This is a genomic window from Paenibacillus sp. FSL E2-0151 (genome assembly GCF_037993015.1).
GTDB classification, from domain to species: Bacteria; Bacillota; Bacilli; order Paenibacillales; family Paenibacillaceae; genus Paenibacillus; species Paenibacillus amylolyticus.
Window position 1 is genome coordinate 359345 of sequence record NZ_CP150308.1, and the last position, 21353, is coordinate 380697.

The following is a 21353-nucleotide window of genomic DNA, read 5'->3' on the forward strand; positions in this document are numbered from 1 at the left end:
TATTCCCCTCTCTTTTAAGTCTGTCCTTAGTCATTGTGGAAGTGTTCAAATAGAGAAGGTCTAACACATGTTCGAACACAAGAATATCTTTTCTTTATCACAATTTATAAAAACGCTTACAAAAATAGCTTGCGTAAATCATTAACCTGTAATACCATATCAATTAAGCGCTTAACCTTTAGGGGTAAGGCGCTTAAACTTAACGTAGATTAAGCGCTTAACCCATAAAGGAAAGGACGGCGATCAAATTCATGAATACAATTCGACTAACGATGGCTCAGGCACTGCTTCGATACCTGGATCAGCAATATATCTCGGTTGACGGGGTGGAAACCAAGTTTGTGAAGGGAATCATCGGTATTTTTGGACATGGCAATGTAACAGGCATTGGAGAAGCGCTGGAGCGCAGTCCGGGAAGCCTGACGTATATGCAAGGCAAGAACGAACAAGGCATGGTGCATACGGCAGCGGCTTATGCCAAGCAGAAGAACCGTAGACAGATCTATGCATGTACTACATCCATTGGACCTGGTGCTTTGAATATGATTACAGCGGCAGCTACTGCAACGGTGAACCGAATTCCGGTTTTATTGCTTCCTGGAGACAACTTTGCTACACGGGAACCGGACCCGGTACTTCAGCAGTTGGAAGTGAGCAGTGATTATACAATCTCAGCCACTGATCCATTCAAAGCCGTCAGCAAGTACTGGGATCGCATTGTTCGTCCCGAACAGCTGATGATTGCTGTTACACAGGCCATGCGTGTGCTAACCGATCCAGCAGAGACAGGAGCAGTAACGCTCGCATTGCCGCAGGATGTGCAGGCAGAGGCATACGATTATCCAGAATCGTTCTTTGCCCGCAAAGTACATTATCTGGATCGTCGCCCCCCGGTACAGGCAGCCATTGAGCGGGCAACGGAGCAGATTGCCCGAGGCAGAAAGCCGCTGCTCGTTGCAGGCGGCGGTGTGTTGTACTCTGAGGCATCCGCCCAGCTCGTGGAATTCGCCGAGGCATTTGGTATTCCGATCGCCGAGACGCAGGCGGGCAAGAGCACAGTTTCTTGGGACCACCCACTAAATGTGGGGGCAATCGGGGTTACCGGCTCTCTGGCAGCCAATAGGCTGGCGAGAGAAGCAGACGTGGTGATCGGCGTTGGTACGCGGTTCTCGGATTTCACGACGGCGTCCCGCTCTGCTTTTCAACATCCGGAAGCGTCATTCATCAACATCAACCTGAACAGTATGGATGCCGCCAAGTTAGGCGGAGAAGCCATTCTGGCAGATGCTCGCGAAGGATTGCAGGCTTTGCAGAAGGAATTGCAGGAAAGACAATACCGAAGTGCATATGGCGCATCTGAAGTTGCTGATCTCCGCGCTGAGTGGAATGCAGAAGTGGATCGGCTGTATGCAGCTCAACATGAAGCAGGGCTGGCACAGACTACCGCAGTCGGCGTTGTTAACCGGACGATTGATCCATCCTCCGTCATTGTGTGTGCGGCAGGTAGTCTGCCAGGTGATCTACATCGTCTGTGGCGTGCGTCTGAACCAAAGACATACCACATGGAGTATGGGTTCTCCTGTATGGGGTACGAGGTAAGCGGAGCGTTCGGAGCAGCACTTGCCGAGCCGGATCGGGAAGTGTACGCCATGGTAGGAGATGGCAGTTATCTGATGCTGCATTCGGAGTTTGTGACCAGTTTGCAGGAACAGAAGAAGATGACTGTCCTATTATTCAACAACAATGGATTTCAGTGTATTCATAATTTGCAGCGGGAACACGGTAGTGACGGGTTTGGCAATGAGTTCCGTTATCGGGAGTCAGAAAGCGGACGATTGACCGGGGACTACATGCCAATGGACTTCGCAGCTCACGCCCGAAGCATGGGAGCCAAATCCTATAGAGCGGAGACGGCAGAACAGCTGGAACAGGCACTCCGAGATGCGAAGAATGAAACGGTGAGTACATTGATTGAAATTGCGGTCGTGCCTGGAACCAACGCAGGTGGATACGAGTCATGGTGGAATGTGGGTGTACCTGAGGTATCTGCCGAAGAAAAGGTAGTTCATGCTCATCACACGATGCAAGCCAACCGTGCCAAAGCAAGACCGATTTAATCCGGTTTAATATAGTGAACCACAATGTTGAACGACAAAGGAGACGTGGAGCAATGAGCAAGCTGCCATTTCAGCTTGGGATTCATCCGATCAATTGGGTCGGTGAAGATGTGAAAGAGCATGGTGATGCGACAACGTGTGCACAGATTCTGGATGACATTCAGCGTCTTGGGCTGAGAGGTACAGAGATGGGACGTAAATATCCGACTGACCCTGCTATATTGCGTGAGGAATTGAGCAAAAGGAATATCAAGTTGGTCTCTCAGTGGAAATCGGTACTGTTCTCCGATCTGGCGTATCGTCAGTCGGAGCTGGACAGTTATCGCAGACATGCGGAGTTTCTGCAATCCATGGGCAGTAAGGTGATCAGTACGGCGGAGGTAGGCGGGTCACTTCATTTTGATCCAAGACGAACTCCGAATGAAAAAGAAGTGCTCAGACTCAGCGAATCTGAATGGCATATTCTTGCTGAAGGGTTGAACGAAGCAGGAGCTATTGCTCGCGAACATGGGTTGAAGCTTACGTACCATCATCATGGAGGCACAGTGGTAGAGCAACCGGATGAGATTGATCGACTGATGGAGCTGACAGACCCTTCTCTCGTGTATCTGCTCTATGATACTGGTCATGCCTACTATGGCGGAGCCGATCCACTTGAACTGCTACGCAAACATTATGATCGGATCGCCTATATCCATCTGAAAGATATCCGCCCGCATGTGCTGGATGAAGCACGCGCGGAGCAGTCTGACTTTGTCGGTTGTATTCGTAGAGGAGTGTTCACCGTACCAGGAGATGGATGCATTGATTTTGCACCAATTCTGCAAGAACTGATCACACGAGGGTACGATGGCTGGGCGATGCTTGAAGGAGAGCAGGACCCTGCGATTCATAACCCGTACGAGTATGCCAAACGCTCCTTGAACTATATGGAGTCCTTATACCAACACAGCTGATTTGTTCAGCATTGCAGCGGTCAGAGGCCAAACCCATGAAGTGAAAAGGAAGAAGGCCAGCAAGAGTATAAAGTTACAATTGGAAAATAAAACTGACTTACTCTAGCCGTTTACGAGTTCTTACGATGGAATGAGTAACTAGTCTAGATATCCATATAGAACATGGAAAATCCCACTACAGAAAGGGGCTCACATGCAATGACTTACGTATCCTTTCCGGTATCCAGGAAGAAGGATTTCACCGCGATTGGCCGCTTGTGCATCGACTTGAACGCCAATGAGATCAATCGCCCGATGGAAGAGACGATGACGTTCACGAAGTATGTAGGTGGCTCTCCGGCCAATATTACGATTGGCATGTCCAGACTGGGTATGAAGACGGCTTTTATCGGCAAAATCGCAGGTGACCAGATGGGCAGATTCATCCAGAGTTATTTGGAGAAGAACGGCATCGACACATCAAATGTAGTTACAGATGACACCGGAGCGGTGACAGGGCTTGCTTTTACAGAAATCAAAAGCCCAACCGATTGCAGTATCCTGATGTACCGGGACAATGTAGCTGATCTGTTATTACAGGCGCAAGAGGTGCAAGAGCAGTTGATTGCTGACTCCAAAGTGCTGCTAATCTCAGGCACAGCCCTCGCGCAGAGCCCATCCCGTGAAGCCGTATTACAGGCACTAACGTATGCAAAAAAACATGGCACAGTTATTGTGTTTGATCTGGACTATCGCCCATACACTTGGACATCAGATGAAGAGACAGCGGTCTATTACAACCTCGCAGCTGAGAAATGCGATATCATCCTCGGTACACGTGAAGAGTTCGACATGATGGAGACATTCGATCACAATCCGGATCATAGCGATCAGGTGACTGCACAGAAATGGTTTGATTTCTCAGCGAATATTGTAGTAATCAAACACGGGAAGGAAGGATCCATTGCTTATACGCGTGAAGGGCTTTCCCACCGTGCGGACAGCTATCCGGCAAAAGTGGTCAAAACGTTCGGGGCAGGCGATTCCTATGCGGCTGGGTTCCTGTATGGATTGATGCAGGGCTGGACGATTGAGCGCAGTATGGCCTATGGCAGTGGCGCAGCAAGTATCGTCATTTCAAGCCACAGCTGTTCGGATGCGATGCCAACAGTAGAACAGGTGAATGATTACATCGAACGTTGCAATCGGGGCGAGATCACCGTGTCCTGAAGCTCGTTGCAATACTTTGAATAACACACTCATACAGATCAACATCAATGATATAAGTTCAACATAAGGGATCACACATAAGCGAAGGGAGACAGGGCTATGGGAAAAGGAATTTCTGAAGCGTCTGCAACAGCGACAATGGTACAAAACTGGATCGGAGGTGCCTGGGTAACCCCAGCGTCAACTCGTACGGAGCCGGTTGTGAATCCGGCCACGGAAGAAGTTATTGCACATGTGCCACTGTCCGAACAAGCGGACGTGGATCTGGCGGTTCAGACAGCACGAGAAGCGTTCAAATCCTGGAGCAGCACACCGGTTCCACGCCGTGCACGTATTCTGTTCCGCTACCAGCAGTTGCTGGTTGAACATTGGGAAGAGCTCGCTCGCCTGGTGACACTGGAGAACGGTAAAAGTTATGCCGAAGCGTACGGCGAGGTATTACGTGGCATTGAATGCGTCGAGTTCGCGGCAGGTGCCCCGAATCTGATGATGGGCAAACAACTGCCTGATATCGCGACAGGGCTGGAGTCGGGCATGTACCGCTACCCAATCGGCGTAATTGGGGGGATTACCCCATTCAACTTCCCGATGATGGTGCCGTGCTGGATGTTCCCGCTTGCTATTGCGTGTGGTAACACCTTTGTCCTGAAGCCGTCCGAGCGCACACCGCTGCTGGCAGGCCGCCTGGCAGAGCTGTTCAAGGAAGCGGGGCTTCCTGACGGCGTGCTCAACATCGTTCACGGTGCGCATGATGTCGTGAACGGGTTGCTGGAACATAAGGATGTTCAAGCGATCTCCTTTGTCGGATCACAACCTGTAGCTGAATACGTCTACACCACTGCATCCAAGCATGGCAAACGGGTACAGGCACTGGCTGGTGCCAAAAACCACTCCATCGTTATGCCGGACGCCGATCTGGATCTAACCGTGAAAGAGATTACCAGTGCAGCTTTTGGTTCAGCAGGGGAGCGTTGTATGGCATGTGCGGTTGTTGTAGCTGTGGGTGATGTGGCTGACGAACTGGTACAAAAGCTGGTGGAAGCGGCAGACCGCATTACCATTGGTAACGGCATGGATGAGGGCGTGTTCCTTGGTCCTGTCATCCGTGGACCACATAAAGAGCGTACACTCAGTTACATTGAAGCCGGAGAGCAGGAAGGCGCGGCATTGATTCGGGATGGACGTAAGGATCAGGCGACAGGTGAATCCGGTTATTTTGTAGGGCCTACGGTATTCGACCAAGTTGATAGCAATATGAAAATTTGGCAGGATGAGATCTTTGCTCCGGTACTCTCGGTGGCAAGAGTGTCTACGCTGGAGGAAGCCGTTGAGCTTGCGAACCGTTCCGACTTTGCCAACGGGGCGTGTCTGTTCACTCGCAGCGGGGCGAGTATGCGTCAATTCCGTGAAACGATTGATGCGGGCATGTTGGGTATTAACCTGGGCGTACCTGCACCAATGGCATTTTTCCCGTTTTCCGGTTGGAAAAAGTCCTTCTATGGTGATCTACATGCCAATGGTACGGATGGTGTTGAATTCTACACTCGCAAGAAGATGGTAACGGCGCGCTGGTAACAACCAGAGCATCACTCGGGCTAAGGGGAACGCCCAGCCCATATGGACGCACATAGGGAGGATAACGGAATGGGCAAGGACAAAGTGAGAATTGGCATCATCGGTGCTGGACGGATCGGCAAAATTCATGCAGACAATCTCCTGCGTAACCCGCATGCCGAGATTGTGGGAATCAGTGACTTATTTGCAGGTCCTGAATTGGAGGCTTGGGCCTCCAGTCGTGGCATCCCTGTTGTAACAACGAACAGCAGCGAGTTGATCTCGATGCCTAATGTAGACGCGGTGCTGATCTGTTCTTCAACAGATACACATGTGCCGCTGATCGAACAGGCCGCCCAGGCGGGCAAACATATCTTCTGCGAGAAGCCGGTCAGCATGGATCTGGCACAGACCCAAGCGGCGGTAGCGGCAGTTCAGAAGGCTGGCGTGAAGCTGCAAATTGGATTTAACCGCCGCTTCGATCACAATTTCAGACGGATACGTGCGCATGTGCAGGATGGTACGATTGGTGATCCACATATTATCAAAATTACGTCTCGCGACCCGAGTCCACCGCCTGCGGAGTATATCCGGGTGTCTGGCGGGATCTTCATGGACATGATGATCCACGATTTTGACATGGCCCGTTATCTGTCCGGGAGTGAAGTGGAAGAAGTGTACGCTCAGGGCAACGTGCTGATCAATCCGGTTTTTGCGGAACATGGTGACGTGGATACAGCGATTGTAACGATGACTTTTGCCAATGGAGCGATTGGTGTTATTGATAACAGCCGTCAGGCAGTATACGGATACGATCAGCGTGTTGAAGTATTTGGCTCGAAGGGCAGCGCCGCAGCGGCGAATGATCATCCAAATACGGCTGAGATCAGTACAGCGGCCGGGCTCATGCGCGACAAACCGTTACACTTTTTCCTGGAACGCTACAATGAAGCATATGTACAGGAGACAGCCCTCTTTATCGATGCAATCATTCATGATACACCGGTTATCGTTGATGGCCATGATGCAGTACAGGCAGAACGAATTGCACTGGCAGCAAAAATGTCCATGGAGCGGGGAAGACCTGTGAAGCTGAGTGAAGTCCCTGGGGTGTCACTGGAATCGCAAACGGCAACGCCATAGGTGGATGATTAAAGTCACTTTTTTCTAATAGAGCGTAAGAATGGTCCAAGTTTTTGTTTTTTATAAGTATCAGGTTGTTGTGGACGACTACAGAAAGGAGTGGATGGCAAGATGTCAGAACGTATTGTGAAACCCGTGGTCAACCCGGAGGGAGACGGTACACTTATAAACGTAACACCGGAGTCGGCGGGGTGGGAATATGTTGGCTTTCAGGTAGCGAAGCTGGCGGAGGGGGAGACGCTAACCCGTGAGAGCGGTGATCAGGAACTCTGTGTGGTGCTTCTCAGTGGTTTCGCCAATGTAAGTACCCGGGAGCACACATGGGATAATATCGGAAAAAGAATGAGTGTTTTCGAGAAAATTCCGCCGTATTCGGTCTACGTCTCAACTTCCGATCAAGTGCAGATCACAGCACGTACCGAACTGGAAATCGCTATATGTGTTGCACCCGGTAAAGGCACGTACCCGGCTCGTCTCATTGCACCGGAAGATGTAGGGGTAGAGGCACGAGGATATGGCAATCTGGAACGCCAGATTCACAATATTTTGCCGGAACAAAAAGAAGCGGACAGTCTGCTCGTTGTTGAGGTATTCACGCCAGATGGGCATTGGTCCAGTTACCCGCCACATAAGCATGATCGGGACGCTCTCCCGGATGAATCTTTGCTGGAAGAAACGTATTACTTCCGTGTACAGCCTGAGCAGGGATTTGCCATTCAGCGCATATACACGGACGATCGTTCTGTGGACGAGACGCTAGCAGTGAAAAACGGAGAAGTGGTGCTTGTTCCGGACGGATATCATCCGGTAGGCGCTCCTCCAGGGTATGAGGTCTACTATCTGAACGTGATGGCTGGACCAACCCGGACCTGGAAATTCCATAACGATCCTGACCATGAGTGGTTGATGAAAAAGTAAAACAGTTCATGCTACGCACATTGTGCTGGCTTCAAGTTGCGTATGCAGACTTCCCCCTGCATAATGAGAAGAGAACAATTATCTATGTATAACGAAACTTATATATAGCACAAATGGGGAACAACAATGAAAGCAACCATATACGATATAGCACGCGAGGCGGGTGTATCCATTGCAACCGTCTCGCAGGTCATTAATGGCAAAGGCAAGATCAGCGAGAAGCGGCGCGCTGAGATTATGGAGATCATGGAACGCCTTCACTATCAACCCAGTGCGATCGCAGCTGCACTTACAGGGAAGCAGACGTATACATTGGGGCTGCTCGTACCGGACATCTCAAACCCTTATTTCGCAGAACTCGCAAGAGCCGTGGAGGATCGAAGCCGTCAATTGGGTTACAGCGTGGTCATCTGCAGTACGGATAATAAGGACGAGCGGGTAGAGCGTTACCTGAATCTGCTCCAGCAAAAAAGGGTCGATGGCATGATGATCGGAACCGGGGTCGATAATGCAGAAATTTTGTCACCCCTCTTGCAGCAGTCTATCCCTGTTGCTCTGATTGCCCGTCATATGCCATCCCTGTCGGTACATACGGTCACTATTGACGACATACTTGGCGGAGCACTCGCAGCCGATCATCTGCTTGAACTTGGACACACCCGTGTAGCAGTTCTGTCGGAACCGTCCAAAGTCAGCAGCAGTCAGGAACGTGTACGTGGATTCCGTGAAACACTGATTAAGGCAGGCCATACGCTGGAACCGAATCAAATCCGAGAATCGGCAGCTGACCTGAGCTGGGCCAAAAAAGAGGCGTTACTGCTGCTCGGTGAGAAGGATCACCCGACAGGTTTGTTCTGTTGTAATGACATTCAGGCCATTGGTGCACTTCAGGCAGCCAAAGAGCTGGGGCTACGCGTACCAGAGGATGTGTCGATTATCGGGTTTGATAATACCATTCTGGCTTCGGTGACCAGTCCACCGCTTACGACCGTTGCCCAGCCAATTGAAGAACTGGGACATCGCGCTGTAGATCTGTTGATTGAAGAGTTAAAGGATGAGCGAAAAGAACCGCAGAAGATTGTCCTGAAGCCCGAGCTGGTTATCCGAGAATCAGCAGGTCGTGTATTGAGCTGAAAACAAATAGTTTTCGGCGTACGCTGAACAGACGTGAGGCCAAGTCTACGAGTGTCATATTCATGGCTCGGGATAAGTGTTATCGTCTTACCTCGTTCTGAATAGGTAATAAAACAATATAACAAAGTAACAAACAAGCCGCGTTTACCCTATGGGAGAACGCGGCTTGTTCATTTAAATCTTTAATTTTTAGTGTAGCCCAAAACGTCATCGTAATTGAGGGACCAGAGATAAGAAATGACATTGGAACAGAAGAAGTGAGATGTTATACTGGAATATATCAATAATTACCAATTTATATGTTTTGTGTAGGTATAGAGAGGGGATTGGGATGACTAAACGAATCAAGATGATTATGGGTATCGCCATGATTATTGTTTTTTTAGCTATTGCAGTGCGTATGTATACCTCTGGTCAATATACTAAGTATATCCCCAGCAAACATACGACGTTTCGAGCAGAGGTCACAGATCATATGACGATGCTGGATACATTGGATCGACTGACGATTAGGAAAATTTCAAGTACAGATCCGGATAATGAAGATGATGAAGTGACGATTACAGATCCCAATGAGATTAGAGATATGCTGAAGCTATTAAAGGATGTTGATCTTAAAAGAGTACGGGAATTCGACGTTTCCGAAAGGAATCCGCATTACTATGAGTGGCGACTTACCATTAATAAAGAAGGTCGCTTTACCGATGGATTTGGACTGACGTTTTATAATGAAAAGTCCATCTCAATCTACAGCGAGGCAAAAACGAGAGACAAATTTGAGGACTACGAGATTACCAATGAGTTTAATCTGAATGAGATGGACCGCCTTTTTGAAAAGCTGAAGGAGGAGCAAATATGACCATCATATCCAACTATTATATACGCCCTATTGAAGAACAGGATATCCCTTTCCTGTGGGAGATGTTATACGCATCCCTGCATAGAAGAGAAGGTGATGAAGCTTTTCCAATCGAAAGTATTCATACTCCCGGACTGTCCAAATACGTTGAAGACTGGGGAAGAGAAGGGGATTTCGGGTATGTTGCAGTTGACCAGCAGGGCAAGAGACTAGGTTCAATAACATTAAGATTCTATACGGATCAGAATGCGGGATACGGTTATGTGAATGCAGCTACGCCAGAGATGGGGATGGCTGTAACGGAAGATGCACGTGGAAAAGGAGTAGGTACCTTACTGCTTCAGACCGCATTAGATGAGGTTGAACGGCGGGGAATTGCAGCAGTCTCGCTCAGTGTTGACCCGGATAACCAAGCGATTCGCTTATATAAGCGGTTAGGATTTGTGGAGGAGTCCCTAAATGGTACATCAGTAACGATGGTGCGTGTAAGTAAACTTGAATCTTAAATGATGAGCGGTCGGATCACTGCCAAAACTGAGTAAACCACGTGGAACTGCAAAAGAAGAGGCGTTTCCTCATGGGAACGCCTCTTTCTGTGTGCCATGTACAGCATCGGTATCTCTCTTATTATACTAAGTCCGTAGCACTTCAATATTATTTCAACAAAAATGCCAAAGCCTCGTCATACGTTTCCCATTGGAATTCAGTCTGGTGCGCCGATTCTTTGGAAATCCGATTCAATTGCATTTTGGCGATTGCACCACCTACCGCTACACTGGCTCGTTTCATACCCCAATGTGTCAGTAATTTCTGGTGTTCCACAATTTTTTCTTTGGTATCCTGAGGGAAAGCCTTCATGTTCCGCATATCTACTAGCACATCAAACGAATTTCCCAATTGTTCAGCTATTCTCTGGATTTCTGTATTCGTTTGTTCGACATGTTCAGGAAAAACAATACCTTCCCAGATAATTTCAATAATAGGTTTAGTTGAATCCAAACGTCTAACAGACATGTAGGCAACTCCTCGATAATAAAATAATATGTAATATATGAGACTATAAGCCTATTAATTATACCTTTTTATAGCGATAATGAAAACTGAATTCACAATATAGTGGTTCTTATGGACTACTTATTCCTAGGGGAGTTAAATTCAGGGATTGTTATCATATCGTCATTGGGAGGAAGGTTGAATAGCTAAAAGCCGCCCAGAGAATGAACTCCAGACGGCTTCTATAACTGTAATATGATAAATTGAAAATCCTACGTAAATTAGAAGCCAATCTTCAAACTGTTACCTTCCGTTGCTACACCTTTGGAAAGGGAAATGCTCAGCTTTTGTTCTGCCGAGAAACCAAGTGTTTCCCCGTCATGCAGTGTGACGTCGTTCTCAACCACATACGTTGTGGTCATGAACATCATCTCAAATACATCGCTTAAGGACTCCGACGATTGCATAATCTCCATCTCTTCTTTACCAAAGTTACGTAGTCCGTAAGTGTAAGCTGAAGCGCCTTCGGCATTTTGGAATAATCCGATGAAAATCCAGAGCGAGACTGGCAACTCATCATGTTTGATCCCACGGCTGGTTTCGACATATTGACTGGCTTCAACAACAAGTGGGGCCATGTATATGGCCAGCGCGTGATCCAACTGTAATAAGGCACTCGCTGTTTGAGTGAACAGAACATGTCCATCAATAGCATTTGTTGCGTTCAGAACAGAGACAATAATCTGAGACTGGTGCCGTGAGGTAACTTGCTCCGCTTCTCGCCAAAGGATGTTGAGTTTGGCATTCTCCTCAACTTCACGGTCGGGTACAGGCGCGGCAATATGGGCACATACCACCTGCATTCCATTCACTTCGAAAAAGAGATTGCCCTCCTCTGGGCGTTCTTCAATCTCGATATCCCATTCGTTCTTCATGTTCCTGATGAAGAGGTCAAAATCACAATCATCACGCTCCAGCAGGACAAAACCCACGATGGTTTCACTGTAATTCGTCGATTCGACAGCACCACCTGCAGGTACTTTTTCCTTTTTGCGCCGCCGAAGCTTGTCAAACAATCCCATGACATGTTCTCCTTCCAATTCCAGAACGATTCTGGTCATTGTACACTGCTATCTATTCACTACCTTACCATAAAGGAGTTAACATGAATCGAAGCAATGCACCATTCGACAGAAATTACAGGAACAGAACGAGCAACAACGCAATGATCGCAGGCAAACCTTGTTTGATAATGATCGACCGTGAAGAAGTTGCTCCTCCATAAAGAGCCGCGATAATCACACACGCCAGGAAGAAAATCTGAATATGCTGTCCAACGGCAGCATCCGGATATACGAGTCCCCAGATCAGACCTGCCGCGAGAAATCCATTGTAAAGACCTTGATTGGCCGCGAGAGATTTGGTGGATTTGGCGAATTCCGGCGTGAGATTAAAGGTTTTCATTGTGCGTGGACGAGTCCACATAAACATCTCCATCACCATGATATAGAAGTGTTCGACAGCTACAAGAGCTACAAAAATGATACTAATCAAAGGAAACACCTTGCTTTCTGATATGTAATTTATTTACTTGTCCATCCTAGTATAAATGTTTGCAACAAGAACGGAAAGAGCAAATTTGATTTGTAACAATTTAATTGCGTATTATTTAAATTTTTATTGTTTTCCAGTTGAGTTATGATGTTGAAATTAAAAAATGGTTACAAAGCTAAGCATACGCCGATTGTCGACAATCCATTCATTGGGTAATAATGAACAATAAAGAAGTAATATTGCTCAGGAAAGGGAGGAGATTACTATGGGAACAGTTCAATTCGTCATGTTGGCTGATGATCCATCCACATTTGTGACCCGAGTTGTACCTTTTATCGACATTGAGCTTGCAGGAATTCCGGGTGACCGTCATTATGGTCTGCTTCGTCCGGCGGACTCACGTCAGAAAATCTACAAGCGTGGCACACCGATTGCGAATCGCCGCCAGATCAGTATTGTGTCTGAGGAAGAATGTGCTCTTATTGCTGAGAAAATGAACATTCCTGAAGTGCGTCCAGAGTGGCTTGGTGCCAATATACTGGTTCGTGGCATTGATCGATTGACGGAACTGCCTGCTGGAACGCGGCTCCTATTTCCAAACGGAACAGGGTTAATATGCGAAGGGGAGAACCTTCCCTGTGTACATCCGGGGAAAATGATTGAACAATTCTACGAACAGGACGGTTTGCGCAAAAAATTCGTGCCTGCGGCGCGCAAAAAACGTGGAATCGTGTGCTCGGTTGAACGGGAGGGTGTAATTCATACGGGGGATACCATAGAAGTCATTCACCTGTCCTGATTTTCAGGACAGGTTTCTAATTGATCAGCCCTCGGCGCTCACCATGGGGATGTCTAGAGTGTAAGTATTCCTCTGGTGTACTGCTCATCTCACATTATTTAGGTTCTCTGAACAACAATGCCCGCACAGCAAAGCGGGGTAAAACGAGTTGCCTGCGCCATCTCGAAGGTTGACTGAGGAGGCGATAGAGCCATTCCAGGTTAAGCTTCTGCCATATCGCAGGGGCACGTTTGGTTTTGCCAGCCACGATATCGAGACTGCCTCCAACACCTATGGCTACACGAGCGTTCAACTGGTGGCGATACTTGTTAATCCAGTGTTCCGCATGGGGGGCGCCAAGAGCCACGATAAGAAAGTCTGGTTGAGCAGTACAAATCTCTTCCACAATCTGTTGTTCCTCATCTGCCTGGAAGTAACCATGGTGTCTACCTTTTACGATAACTCCGGGGTAGTGTTGCGCAATAACTTTCACGGCCTCTTCACTGACACTTTCCTCTGCTCCCAACAGGTAGAATGACCAGTGTTTTTGATTGCCTTCCTCTAATAAACGAAACAGCAGATCACAACCGGTTACCCGTTCAGTCAATTGACCGCCCCGAAAACGGGATACCATCACAATGCCAGCACCGTCAGCTGTGACCAACCCGGCTTGATCGACGACTTTCCGAAGAGAGGCATTCTTTTGACAGGACATAACAATCTCGGGATTACCTGTGATGACATGGAATAGTTCAGTACTTTCCTGATCTACGACTTTATCAAGGATCGCAACGGTTTGATCCATCGTTACATTGGGAAAAGGGATGCCCATAATATTCGTTGATTGGCTCATATCTCATTTCCTTTCTGATTCCATCCCATGAGTGAATGGGGAACAAGCTTATGCATGTGAAGTTCATGTATCATACTGTCAATCAGATTATCGAATGCATGTACGTTTGGATCATAGTCGTGTAACAGATACAGTTTGCCCGAACGGCCAATGGCTGTGACTGCGGAATAGTAGTATCCGGTTAATCCAAGACAATAACAATCTTCATTAGCGTATTTCAAGATCGAATGCATCTCTGTGGAACAACGTAGTGTCTCTTCAGCATTCGGAATAAAATGAACTTCATATTCATGCCAGGGGCTTTCAGCCAGCACTTCCCCAGAGATGTGGCTATAGTATTTAAAATATATAATTTCATCTATTCCCCAAAACTCTTCTAGAAACGATCGGGCAGCCGGAAATAAATCTGCGGATGTAGGGCACTGCTCTATGTATGCCGAGATGTCAACGCATCGGTTCTCATACCAACCCGCTTTCTGCAGCAACTGAATCATTTGTTGATAGGGTAACAATGAGGATTGTGACGTTCCAGTCATATTGAACAACTCCTGTTATTTCATTCCAGTTTAGTATATCTGATCTTCTGGGAAAGCACTATATGGGCGCAATCCATTTGGATTATGGTATTACATTCCCGAAAACATAAAGAGCTTATATTTTACCTGTTGTCGCGTTTTTACAATACGGCCTTTGGGGTATAACGATAGGATAGGAGTGCGAGGTTGGCAGATCGCTTATCCAATACATAAAGGGAGTGAGTCCATGGAACTGAAATATGAATTCTATATCAATGCAGGACTGGAAGAGGTGTGGAATGCTTTAATATCACCAGACGGCACTCGGAACAGCTTTTTCGGCAGCGAACTTCGCACCAATTTCCAACCAGGTCAGCCGTTTGCTTATGTAGGACCGGGCAATGATGGTGCGGAGACTGTCCATGTGTATGGAGATATATTGGAATTTGAACCGTTGTCCAGACTTAGTTATCAGGAGCATCCTGGACCGTCGTACCATGCGAATCATGCCGAGCTTCAATCCAGAGTGGTCTTCCAGTTGGAAACGGTAGGTGAGTGTACGAAGCTGACGCTGATCAACGATCAATTTACAGATAACCATCCTTCCATTGCGAATGCACAGAGCAGCTGGTGGATGATTCTAAGCAGCATCAAAACTTGGGTGGAGACGGGGAAAACACTGAATTTTGGCTGGTAGTTGGGAAGAGGTAGTCATTTAAGATTTATTTTCATAAAAAATAAAGGCAATTAATATAAGAACCAGTGCTGTTTCAGCGCTGGTTCTTGTTTTTATACAAAATTAAGACCATTGCTCTACACTTAATGTCTGATAATGTCGAAATATATATCATATGAGCTAAGAGGAGAAATGAGCATGTTTCGTAAACGTACTGAATCGACCAAACACCTTCGTACAGATACTCATCAGAAATTATTGGAGTATAGTCGTAAACTGGTAGCAAACGCAGAAAAGGGCAACTATGACACATGGATCGAAGATGGCATTGAGTTTCAGGATACTGATGAAATAGCTAGTAATATCAAAAAAGCAGTACATATGATGAAAGCTCAAAACGAAGACGTGGAAATGCGCCTTAGAATGCTGAATCAGGCAATGAATGTGGGATTATGGGAATCTGAAATTGTTGCCGGTGATCCACTGGATAACAATAATATCGTTTCATTTTCGAATGAATTCCGCCAAATGTTAGGCTTCCATAATGCCAAGGATTATCCCGATTCATTTGCAAGCTGGGCGAAATCGATCTATCCGGATGACAGACCCCAACTGGTGCAGGAGATTATGAAACATGTGAATGACACAAAAGCAACAACTGCCTATAACGTCATCAGCCGTATGATTACAAAAAGTGGAGAAATTCGCTGGTTCCGATGCCTTGGACAAGTCATCCGAAATCAGGCTGGAGTTCCGGTCAAACTTCTGGGCATCATGTTTGATATTCATGAGGAGAAGAGCAAGTCTGATGAGCTGGAAGCACTCGTCACCCGATATGATCTGGTTAACCGCGCCTTGGTGGAGGCACCGTGGGATATGACCGTTGTGGCTGGAGATGTAGTTAATCCAAACAATGAATTTTGGTGGTCACCCCAGTTCCGTAAAGAGTTAGGGTTTAAAGACGAGCAGGATTTCCCGAATGTGTTCAGCAGCTGGAGCAGCCGACTTCATCCGGAAGACCATGATCGGACGATCAACGAATTTGCCAGACACATGAACGATTACAGTGGTCGTACGCCGTACGATCTGGATTATCGTCTGCAGCGCAAAGACGGGGAGTATCGGTGGTATCACGCGGGTGGGGAGACCATTCGGGATCAGGATGGAGTACCACTCCGTGTAGCTGGAACCATTCGAGATGTTACCCATGAGAAGAATAAGGAACAGATCGTGGAGGCCATGAATCTGAAAACAAAACAATTGTCGGAGTCCATTGGCGAGATGGTACGTGGAATCAACTCGATCACCGATCAGGCACAGGATCTGGTTACTGCACAGGAGTTATCCGCCGATGCGGCCATTCAAGTGAAAAGCAGTGCAGATGATACGAAGAATATCACCGTGTTTATTCGAGAGATTGCCAGTCAGACCAATCTGCTGGGGTTGAATGCAGCCATTGAAGCTGCACGAGCGGGAGAGCTGGGACTGGGATTTGGCGTCGTTGCAGGTGAAGTGCGGAAACTGGCTGATCACAGTTCGGAGGCCACAGTAAATATCGAAGATAGCATGCAGAAAATGAAAACATTGATTGATCAGATTCTTGAGCACATCGGTAATATGTCCACGTTAACGCAAAATCAAGCTGCTCTGACACAACAGGTGAATGCTTCAATGGATGAGATCAACACCATGTCACAGGATCTGGTTAATTACTCGAGGAATCTATAATCTCGAAGCCGTTTGTTGTAACATAACGATCATTGGCAACAACATCAACAAAAAACCACCGGGAAGCATTTCTGCTCCCGGTGGTTTTTTGTATTTCTATTTTATAGCTAAAATGTATAGCTTCAGTTTCAGCTATTGAATTAAACTTGTTGAACTTTGATCAGGTTTGTATTACCGGATTGACCGATTGGAACACCAGCGGACAATACAATGATGTCACCTTTTTCAATGTAACCAGTTTTGATTGCGTTACGCGTAGCCGATTCGAACATTTCATCCGTTGTCGTTACTTTGTCGCCCATAACCGGAATGACACCTGAGAGCAGGCAGATTTTCGCCAATACTTCTTCATGTTGTGTAACTGCGATGATTGGTGCTTTTGGACGATACTTGGAGATCATACGTGCTGTGAATCCACTCTCAGTCGAAGTGATGATTGCTTTTGCATTCAGTACGAGGGAAGAACTTACAGCGCCCTGACTGATAACTTCAGTAATATCAGCGATCTGTTGAGCCGATTTTTGTGCGAATTGCTCTTTGTAGTCGATCATCGTTTCAGCACGGCGAGCAACAGCAGCCATCGTGCGCACAGATTGTACCGGATATTTACCAGCAGCTGATTCACCGGACAACATCACAACGTCAGCACCTTGAAGTACAGCATTGGCCACGTCACTAACTTCGGAACGAGTAGGGCGTGGGTTCACTTGCATGGACTCCAGCATGTGTGTAGCTACGATAACTGGTTTACCAGCGCGGTTACATTTATCGATCATTTCTTTTTGCATCATTGGTACGTCTTCGATCGGAACTTCAACCCCGAGATCTCCACGAGCTACCATGATGCCGTCAGATGCTTCAATAATATCGTCCAGGTTGGTCATACCTTCCTGGTTTTCGATTTTGGAGATGATCTGAACGTGGTCTACACCGCGTTCTTTCAAAATGCTGCGGATTTCACGGATGTCATCACCTTTACGAACAAAGGATGCTGCGATAATTTCGATATCGTTTTCGATCCCAAATCCGATGTGCATAACGTCACGCTCGGTTACACCTGGCAATGTCGTTTTGATTCCTGGCAAGTTAACCCCTTTGCGTGGTTTCAGAATGCCGCCACTGATGATTTTACAATGGATATCGGATCCTTCCACAGACAGTACAGTCAGATCCACAAGGCCATCATCGATGAGGATACGATCGCCAGGTTTCACAACGAGGTTCAGTTCCGGATAGTTTACCGAGATACGCTCAGCGTCACCAAGAATTTCTTCGGTAGTCAGGATCAACTCTTTACCAGCTTGCAGATGGCAGGATGCTTCTTTCAGTTTACCGATACGTACTTCCGGCCCTTTGATGTCCATCATGATCGGTATATAGGTGTTCAGTTCGGAAGCTGCTTTGCGGATATTATTAATCCGTGTAACGTGATCTTCCAGTTCGCCATGAGCCATGTTCAGACGGGCAACGGTCATACCTTCCTGAATCATTACTTTTAACAATTCGATTGAGTCACAAGCAGGTCCCATGGTACAAATAATTTTTGTTTTTAACATGCTAATTTCCTCCTCATATTTAAGCTTATATGTGTATTGTAGCGTTTTCTGTCGAATCAGGGTATGAACTATAGTACAATGATTAGAGTATAGTCCGATAATGAGGTGTGTTATGGTCACTCCACTTGAAGTACGACATATTAATGGTGTCGGTTGGTACGAAGAAGCTGTGCAATCTCAAGAAACTTGGCGGCTTAGCTTGGTTACTTATGGAAAATGTGTATATTGGGTGAACGGTGATAAACAGATCATGGAAAAGGGGGAATTGCTCCTCATTCCAGGTGGTACCCCATATTACGGCAAGAGTATTCCTACAGTAACGCACACACAGATTGTAATTCAATTGCAACGCGACCATACCGAAACTCTGCCTGCACTGGAACGGTATGAGGCTTTGCGGCATAAACCTGGATGTTACGAACTGATCCATCAACGCATGAGCGCTATTTATCAACAATGGCAGGAGCGTCCGTCTTATTATGTCATGATGAGCCAAGCCTTATTGATGGAAGTGTTGATTTATATGAACAGGGAGCTTGATCGTGGAGTTATCCCGCCGGAGAGGCATAATCATGTTGAACGGATGAAGCGATATATTGAGCGGCATTATCGGGAGAAAGTGACGAAGGAAGAACTCGGGGACGAGATCAATAAAACTCCCAATTATGCTGCCGCATTATTCAAAAGCATGACAAATCAGACCATCAGTCAATATGTCCATGATCAACGGATGAAACGAGCCATATATCTGCTCACTGAGTCACAACTCTCCATCCAGGAAATTGCCGAATTTCTCGGCTACCGGGACCTGTCTTATTTTTACCGCATATTCAAACGTATAACCGGAAGTCCACCGTCTGACCTTCTTCATGAACGACCACCTATAGCGTGAAACGCGTAGTCCAACCCAAATAAAGTTCTTCTATATAAGTAGGTTTAATTAAATGAGTACAAAAAAAGAGGGCCTATGCCCTCTTTTGCTGTATAGCAGGATCATCATCCCACCTGTTACATCAATAAATGTCGTTATACATGACTGCTTGGGTTAGAAGCTGTGAGTGGCTGCTTGCCTTTTTTTCGTGCCTGCCCAAGACGAAGAGCAAAGACATGTACAGTCCAATACGCGGCCTCAGCAAACAAAATGCCTCCAGCGATGTCCAGCAAGGAATGCTGTTTTACAAACACCGTTGAAGCAATGATCAACCACAGCCATACCGACCAAGAAATCCGTGCCAAAGGCCTAAAGTTCAAGTGTCTGTTAATCACAATAAACAGCAAATAGCTGGTCAGAACGTGAACACTTGGGAAACAGTTGAAGGGCGCATCATTGGTATAGATAAACTGTACTAACACGCTGCTCAGATCAGTTCCGCCGATCTCCGGGCGCGGGACATGGGTAGGAAACACCGCAAAACAGACATTGGCAGCCATGACACCAACATTATAGGTAATCAACGTACGCCAGAATAGCGACTTGTTCGTCAGACCCAAATAGAGAAATCCAAGATACAGAATGGGCATCCAGCTAATGTACGGATAAATAAATTCTTTGAGAAAAGGAATCTGTGTGTCAATCCAAGCATAATTGTAGAAGACATCACTTCCGGTGTTGCTGCCTAGAAATACGTAAATGGAGCCTTGGAGCGGTATGCACAGAATAGCCAGTAAATGCCCCCAGCGCTGAAAGAATGCTTTCATAGTATCCCCCTGATTTCATTATGCATTGTGAGTCTATCGTTATGGGTACTTCATAGATATAAGACGCTGAAGAGTCGCCACACCCCTGCAACTTTGAACTCTTGTAATACTATAATGGACAGATAAAGGTATAAGCCATACCTGATTTTAGGGGAAAAGAAGTCAGGATAAGTCTCTTTTTTGTTACTTTTATAGTTTTATCCATAATAGGAATATTCAATATACGGATAATGTGATACAACTATATTGGCATATAAGTTCTTATGACAACGGAAAACATAAATGAAACGAGGTAGGCAAATGTATGATTAATCCGCAAGCCAAGCCAAAACATTCCTTTTCCGAGCGGAAACCTGTACTCACCGTTGTGATTATTGAGCTGCTTCTCCTGTTAGCCGTATTTGCAGCAGGGGCCATTGCAACGATAAAACAACTCGACTACACTTCCCCTGTACTCATTTCCTTTACACCCATCGCCATTGTTCTGATGATCTATCTGACGTTAAGGCGCAAGTGGAGAGAGACTGGCTTCCGATCTTTGCGAAGTATCCCAGCTGGCCATGCAAAGTATTATATTCCACTACTCCTTGTACTGGGTACACTTGCCCTGAAAGGATTTGGGGAGCTGAGCTTGTCACGGGTAGCCTTTTTCATCTTTTTTACCTTGCTCGTAGCTTTTGTTGAGGAAACGATCTATCGGGGGCTTATCTTCAAGACCTTGCTTCAAAAAAGTGCAGTGGCCGCAGTTGTGACCTCCAGCATCTTGTTTTCCATTACACATCTATTGAACGCATTGTCTGGTCAGGATATGACGGATACGATCATACAATTGATCTATGCGCTGCTCCTGGGAGCTGTACTGGCGTTATTGATGCTGAAGAACGGAAATATCGTACCGCTTATATTGTTTCATTTCATACATAATCTGATTCAATTTCTAGGGAATGATCTGGAGGACACAGGTACACTCCCTTACGATCTGTTTATACTGGCAGTACTGATTGCTTACTGTGCATGGTTAGTGTGGAGCATTCGAACAAATTCGTCCATTCCATCCAAAGGGAGTGAGCAAGCGAATACGGTTGTTCATTAAGGGTATTGCGGGTATTGCT

Annotated in this window: 21 protein-coding genes; 14 read left to right on the plus strand and 7 right to left on the minus strand. The window is 46.7% G+C overall.

Translation table 11 applies throughout. From position 1 onward, the window contains the following. The first annotated feature begins 251 nt into the window (after positions 1-251). The 9 genes from iolD (at position 252) to MHI55_RS01815 (ending at position 10396) form a co-directional block, all read left to right on the plus strand. Complete coding sequence (iolD, locus tag MHI55_RS01775) at positions 252-2117, plus strand: 3D-(3,5/4)-trihydroxycyclohexane-1,2-dione acylhydrolase (decyclizing) (RefSeq protein WP_340388528.1); 1866 nt, start codon at positions 252-254, stop codon at positions 2115-2117. Positions 2118-2170: 53 nt separating this feature from the next. After that, positions 2171-3073 (plus strand): myo-inosose-2 dehydratase, encoded by a 903-nt coding sequence (gene iolE, locus MHI55_RS01780; RefSeq protein ID WP_076254893.1) that lies wholly within the window; start codon positions 2171-2173, stop codon positions 3071-3073. Between the two features lie 198 nt (positions 3074-3271). Next, positions 3272-4282, plus strand: coding sequence for a 5-dehydro-2-deoxygluconokinase (gene iolC, locus MHI55_RS01785; protein ID WP_036671941.1), 1011 nt, complete (start codon positions 3272-3274; stop codon positions 4280-4282). Positions 4283-4381: 99 nt separating this feature from the next. Beyond that, the gene (locus MHI55_RS01790) at positions 4382-5857 is read left to right on the plus strand and encodes a CoA-acylating methylmalonate-semialdehyde dehydrogenase (RefSeq protein WP_244661184.1); all 1476 of its coding nucleotides are present in this window, start codon (positions 4382-4384) and stop codon (positions 5855-5857) included. A gap of 69 nt (positions 5858-5926) precedes the next feature. Further along, complete coding sequence (gene iolG / locus MHI55_RS01795; protein WP_036607993.1) at positions 5927-6979, plus strand: inositol 2-dehydrogenase; 1053 nt, start codon at positions 5927-5929, stop codon at positions 6977-6979. 111 nt (positions 6980-7090) lie between these two features. Further along, a complete protein-coding gene (gene iolB, locus MHI55_RS01800) occupies positions 7091-7897 on the plus strand; it encodes a 5-deoxy-glucuronate isomerase (RefSeq protein ID WP_074093115.1) in 807 nt (268 codons plus the stop codon). A gap of 126 nt (positions 7898-8023) precedes the next feature. Continuing rightward, entirely contained in the window at positions 8024-9031 is a 1008-nt protein-coding gene (locus tag MHI55_RS01805; RefSeq protein ID WP_340388530.1) for a LacI family DNA-binding transcriptional regulator, read from the plus strand. A gap of 331 nt (positions 9032-9362) precedes the next feature. After that, entirely contained in the window at positions 9363-9890 is a 528-nt protein-coding gene (locus tag MHI55_RS01810) for a hypothetical protein (protein ID WP_340388532.1), read from the plus strand. After that, positions 9887-10396 (plus strand): GNAT family N-acetyltransferase, encoded by a 510-nt coding sequence (locus tag MHI55_RS01815; RefSeq protein WP_083685194.1) that lies wholly within the window; start codon positions 9887-9889, stop codon positions 10394-10396. The genes MHI55_RS01810 and MHI55_RS01815 overlap by 4 nt, the downstream gene beginning before the upstream one ends. Before the next feature lie 148 nt (positions 10397-10544). Here MHI55_RS01815 and MHI55_RS01820 read toward each other — a convergent pair whose 3' ends face one another. From MHI55_RS01820 to MHI55_RS01830, 3 genes are all read right to left on the minus strand, one after another. Next, positions 10545-10904 carry a hypothetical protein gene (locus MHI55_RS01820; protein ID WP_340388535.1) on the minus strand — a complete coding sequence of 120 codons (360 nt, stop codon included), beginning with the start codon at positions 10902-10904 and terminating at the stop codon, positions 10545-10547. 260 nt (positions 10905-11164) lie between these two features. Then, positions 11165-12004, minus strand: coding sequence for a DUF4261 domain-containing protein (locus tag MHI55_RS01825; protein ID WP_340388537.1), 840 nt, complete (start codon positions 12002-12004; stop codon positions 11165-11167). A gap of 76 nt (positions 12005-12080) precedes the next feature. After that, positions 12081-12437 carry a DUF1304 domain-containing protein gene (locus tag MHI55_RS01830; protein ID WP_036608019.1) on the minus strand — a complete coding sequence of 119 codons (357 nt, stop codon included), beginning with the start codon at positions 12435-12437 and terminating at the stop codon, positions 12081-12083. Positions 12438-12702: 265 nt separating this feature from the next. Between MHI55_RS01830 and MHI55_RS01835 the strand changes: the two genes are divergently transcribed. After that, positions 12703-13236, plus strand: coding sequence for an MOSC domain-containing protein (locus tag MHI55_RS01835; protein WP_017691131.1), 534 nt, complete (start codon positions 12703-12705; stop codon positions 13234-13236). Positions 13237-13330: 94 nt separating this feature from the next. On the opposite strand, the gene MHI55_RS01840 is transcribed toward MHI55_RS01835, so the two are convergent. Next, a complete protein-coding gene (locus tag MHI55_RS01840; protein WP_340031677.1) occupies positions 13331-14068 on the minus strand; it encodes a WecB/TagA/CpsF family glycosyltransferase in 738 nt (245 codons plus the stop codon). Beyond that, on the minus strand, positions 14065-14604 hold the full coding sequence (locus MHI55_RS01845; protein ID WP_076254912.1) for an SUKH-3 domain-containing protein: 540 nt from the start codon (positions 14602-14604) through the stop codon (positions 14065-14067). Before MHI55_RS01845 ends, MHI55_RS01840 begins: the two co-directional genes overlap by 4 nt. A gap of 226 nt (positions 14605-14830) precedes the next feature. Between MHI55_RS01845 and MHI55_RS01850 the strand changes: the two genes are divergently transcribed. Continuing rightward, positions 14831-15280, plus strand: coding sequence for an SRPBCC family protein (locus tag MHI55_RS01850; RefSeq protein WP_017691129.1), 450 nt, complete (start codon positions 14831-14833; stop codon positions 15278-15280). Between the two features lie 177 nt (positions 15281-15457). Beyond that, positions 15458-16987, plus strand: coding sequence for a PAS domain-containing protein (locus MHI55_RS01855; protein WP_340031678.1), 1530 nt, complete (start codon positions 15458-15460; stop codon positions 16985-16987). A 140-nt stretch (positions 16988-17127) separates the two neighbouring features. On the opposite strand, the gene pyk is transcribed toward MHI55_RS01855, so the two are convergent. After that, a complete protein-coding gene (pyk, locus tag MHI55_RS01860; protein WP_036607968.1) occupies positions 17128-18543 on the minus strand; it encodes a pyruvate kinase in 1416 nt (471 codons plus the stop codon). A gap of 112 nt (positions 18544-18655) precedes the next feature. On the opposite strand from pyk, the gene MHI55_RS01865 reads away from it, so the two are divergent. Continuing rightward, a complete protein-coding gene (locus MHI55_RS01865; RefSeq protein WP_036607966.1) occupies positions 18656-19435 on the plus strand; it encodes an AraC family transcriptional regulator in 780 nt (259 codons plus the stop codon). Positions 19436-19569: 134 nt separating this feature from the next. Here MHI55_RS01865 and MHI55_RS01870 read toward each other — a convergent pair whose 3' ends face one another. After that, positions 19570-20241, minus strand: coding sequence for a phosphatase PAP2 family protein (locus MHI55_RS01870; RefSeq protein ID WP_315371171.1), 672 nt, complete (start codon positions 20239-20241; stop codon positions 19570-19572). A gap of 304 nt (positions 20242-20545) precedes the next feature. Between MHI55_RS01870 and MHI55_RS01875 the strand changes: the two genes are divergently transcribed. Next, complete coding sequence (locus tag MHI55_RS01875; protein ID WP_315371172.1) at positions 20546-21334, plus strand: CPBP family intramembrane glutamic endopeptidase; 789 nt, start codon at positions 20546-20548, stop codon at positions 21332-21334. Positions 21335-21353 lie beyond the last annotated feature (19 nt).

What these genes read in the sequence shown, in the direction of transcription:
- iolD (WP_340388528.1), top strand. Translation starts at nt 252, where the DNA reads ATGAATACAATTCGACTAACGATGGCTCAGGCACTGCTTCGATACCTG.
- iolE (WP_076254893.1), top strand. Translation starts at nt 2,171, where the DNA reads ATGAGCAAGCTGCCATTTCAGCTTGGGATTCATCCGATCAATTGGGTC.
- iolC (WP_036671941.1), top strand. Translation starts at nt 3,272, where the DNA reads ATGACTTACGTATCCTTTCCGGTATCCAGGAAGAAGGATTTCACCGCG.
- MHI55_RS01790 (WP_244661184.1), top strand. Translation starts at nt 4,382, where the DNA reads ATGGGAAAAGGAATTTCTGAAGCGTCTGCAACAGCGACAATGGTACAA.
- iolG (WP_036607993.1), top strand. Translation starts at nt 5,927, where the DNA reads ATGGGCAAGGACAAAGTGAGAATTGGCATCATCGGTGCTGGACGGATC.
- iolB (WP_074093115.1), top strand. Translation starts at nt 7,091, where the DNA reads ATGTCAGAACGTATTGTGAAACCCGTGGTCAACCCGGAGGGAGACGGT.
- MHI55_RS01805 (WP_340388530.1), top strand. Translation starts at nt 8,024, where the DNA reads ATGAAAGCAACCATATACGATATAGCACGCGAGGCGGGTGTATCCATT.
- MHI55_RS01810 (WP_340388532.1), top strand. Translation starts at nt 9,363, where the DNA reads ATGACTAAACGAATCAAGATGATTATGGGTATCGCCATGATTATTGTT.
- MHI55_RS01815 (WP_083685194.1), top strand. Translation starts at nt 9,887, where the DNA reads ATGACCATCATATCCAACTATTATATACGCCCTATTGAAGAACAGGAT.
- MHI55_RS01820 (WP_340388535.1), bottom strand. Translation starts at nt 10,904, where the DNA reads ATGTCTGTTAGACGTTTGGATTCAACTAAACCTATTATTGAAATTATC.
- MHI55_RS01825 (WP_340388537.1), bottom strand. Translation starts at nt 12,004, where the DNA reads ATGACCAGAATCGTTCTGGAATTGGAAGGAGAACATGTCATGGGATTG.
- MHI55_RS01835 (WP_017691131.1), top strand. Translation starts at nt 12,703, where the DNA reads ATGGGAACAGTTCAATTCGTCATGTTGGCTGATGATCCATCCACATTT.
- MHI55_RS01840 (WP_340031677.1), bottom strand. Translation starts at nt 14,068, where the DNA reads ATGAGCCAATCAACGAATATTATGGGCATCCCTTTTCCCAATGTAACG.
- MHI55_RS01845 (WP_076254912.1), bottom strand. Translation starts at nt 14,604, where the DNA reads ATGACTGGAACGTCACAATCCTCATTGTTACCCTATCAACAAATGATT.
- MHI55_RS01850 (WP_017691129.1), top strand. Translation starts at nt 14,831, where the DNA reads ATGGAACTGAAATATGAATTCTATATCAATGCAGGACTGGAAGAGGTG.
- MHI55_RS01855 (WP_340031678.1), top strand. Translation starts at nt 15,458, where the DNA reads ATGTTTCGTAAACGTACTGAATCGACCAAACACCTTCGTACAGATACT.
- pyk (WP_036607968.1), bottom strand. Translation starts at nt 18,543, where the DNA reads ATGTTAAAAACAAAAATTATTTGTACCATGGGACCTGCTTGTGACTCA.
- MHI55_RS01865 (WP_036607966.1), top strand. Translation starts at nt 18,656, where the DNA reads ATGGTCACTCCACTTGAAGTACGACATATTAATGGTGTCGGTTGGTAC.
- MHI55_RS01870 (WP_315371171.1), bottom strand. Translation starts at nt 20,241, where the DNA reads ATGAAAGCATTCTTTCAGCGCTGGGGGCATTTACTGGCTATTCTGTGC.
- MHI55_RS01875 (WP_315371172.1), top strand. Translation starts at nt 20,546, where the DNA reads ATGATTAATCCGCAAGCCAAGCCAAAACATTCCTTTTCCGAGCGGAAA.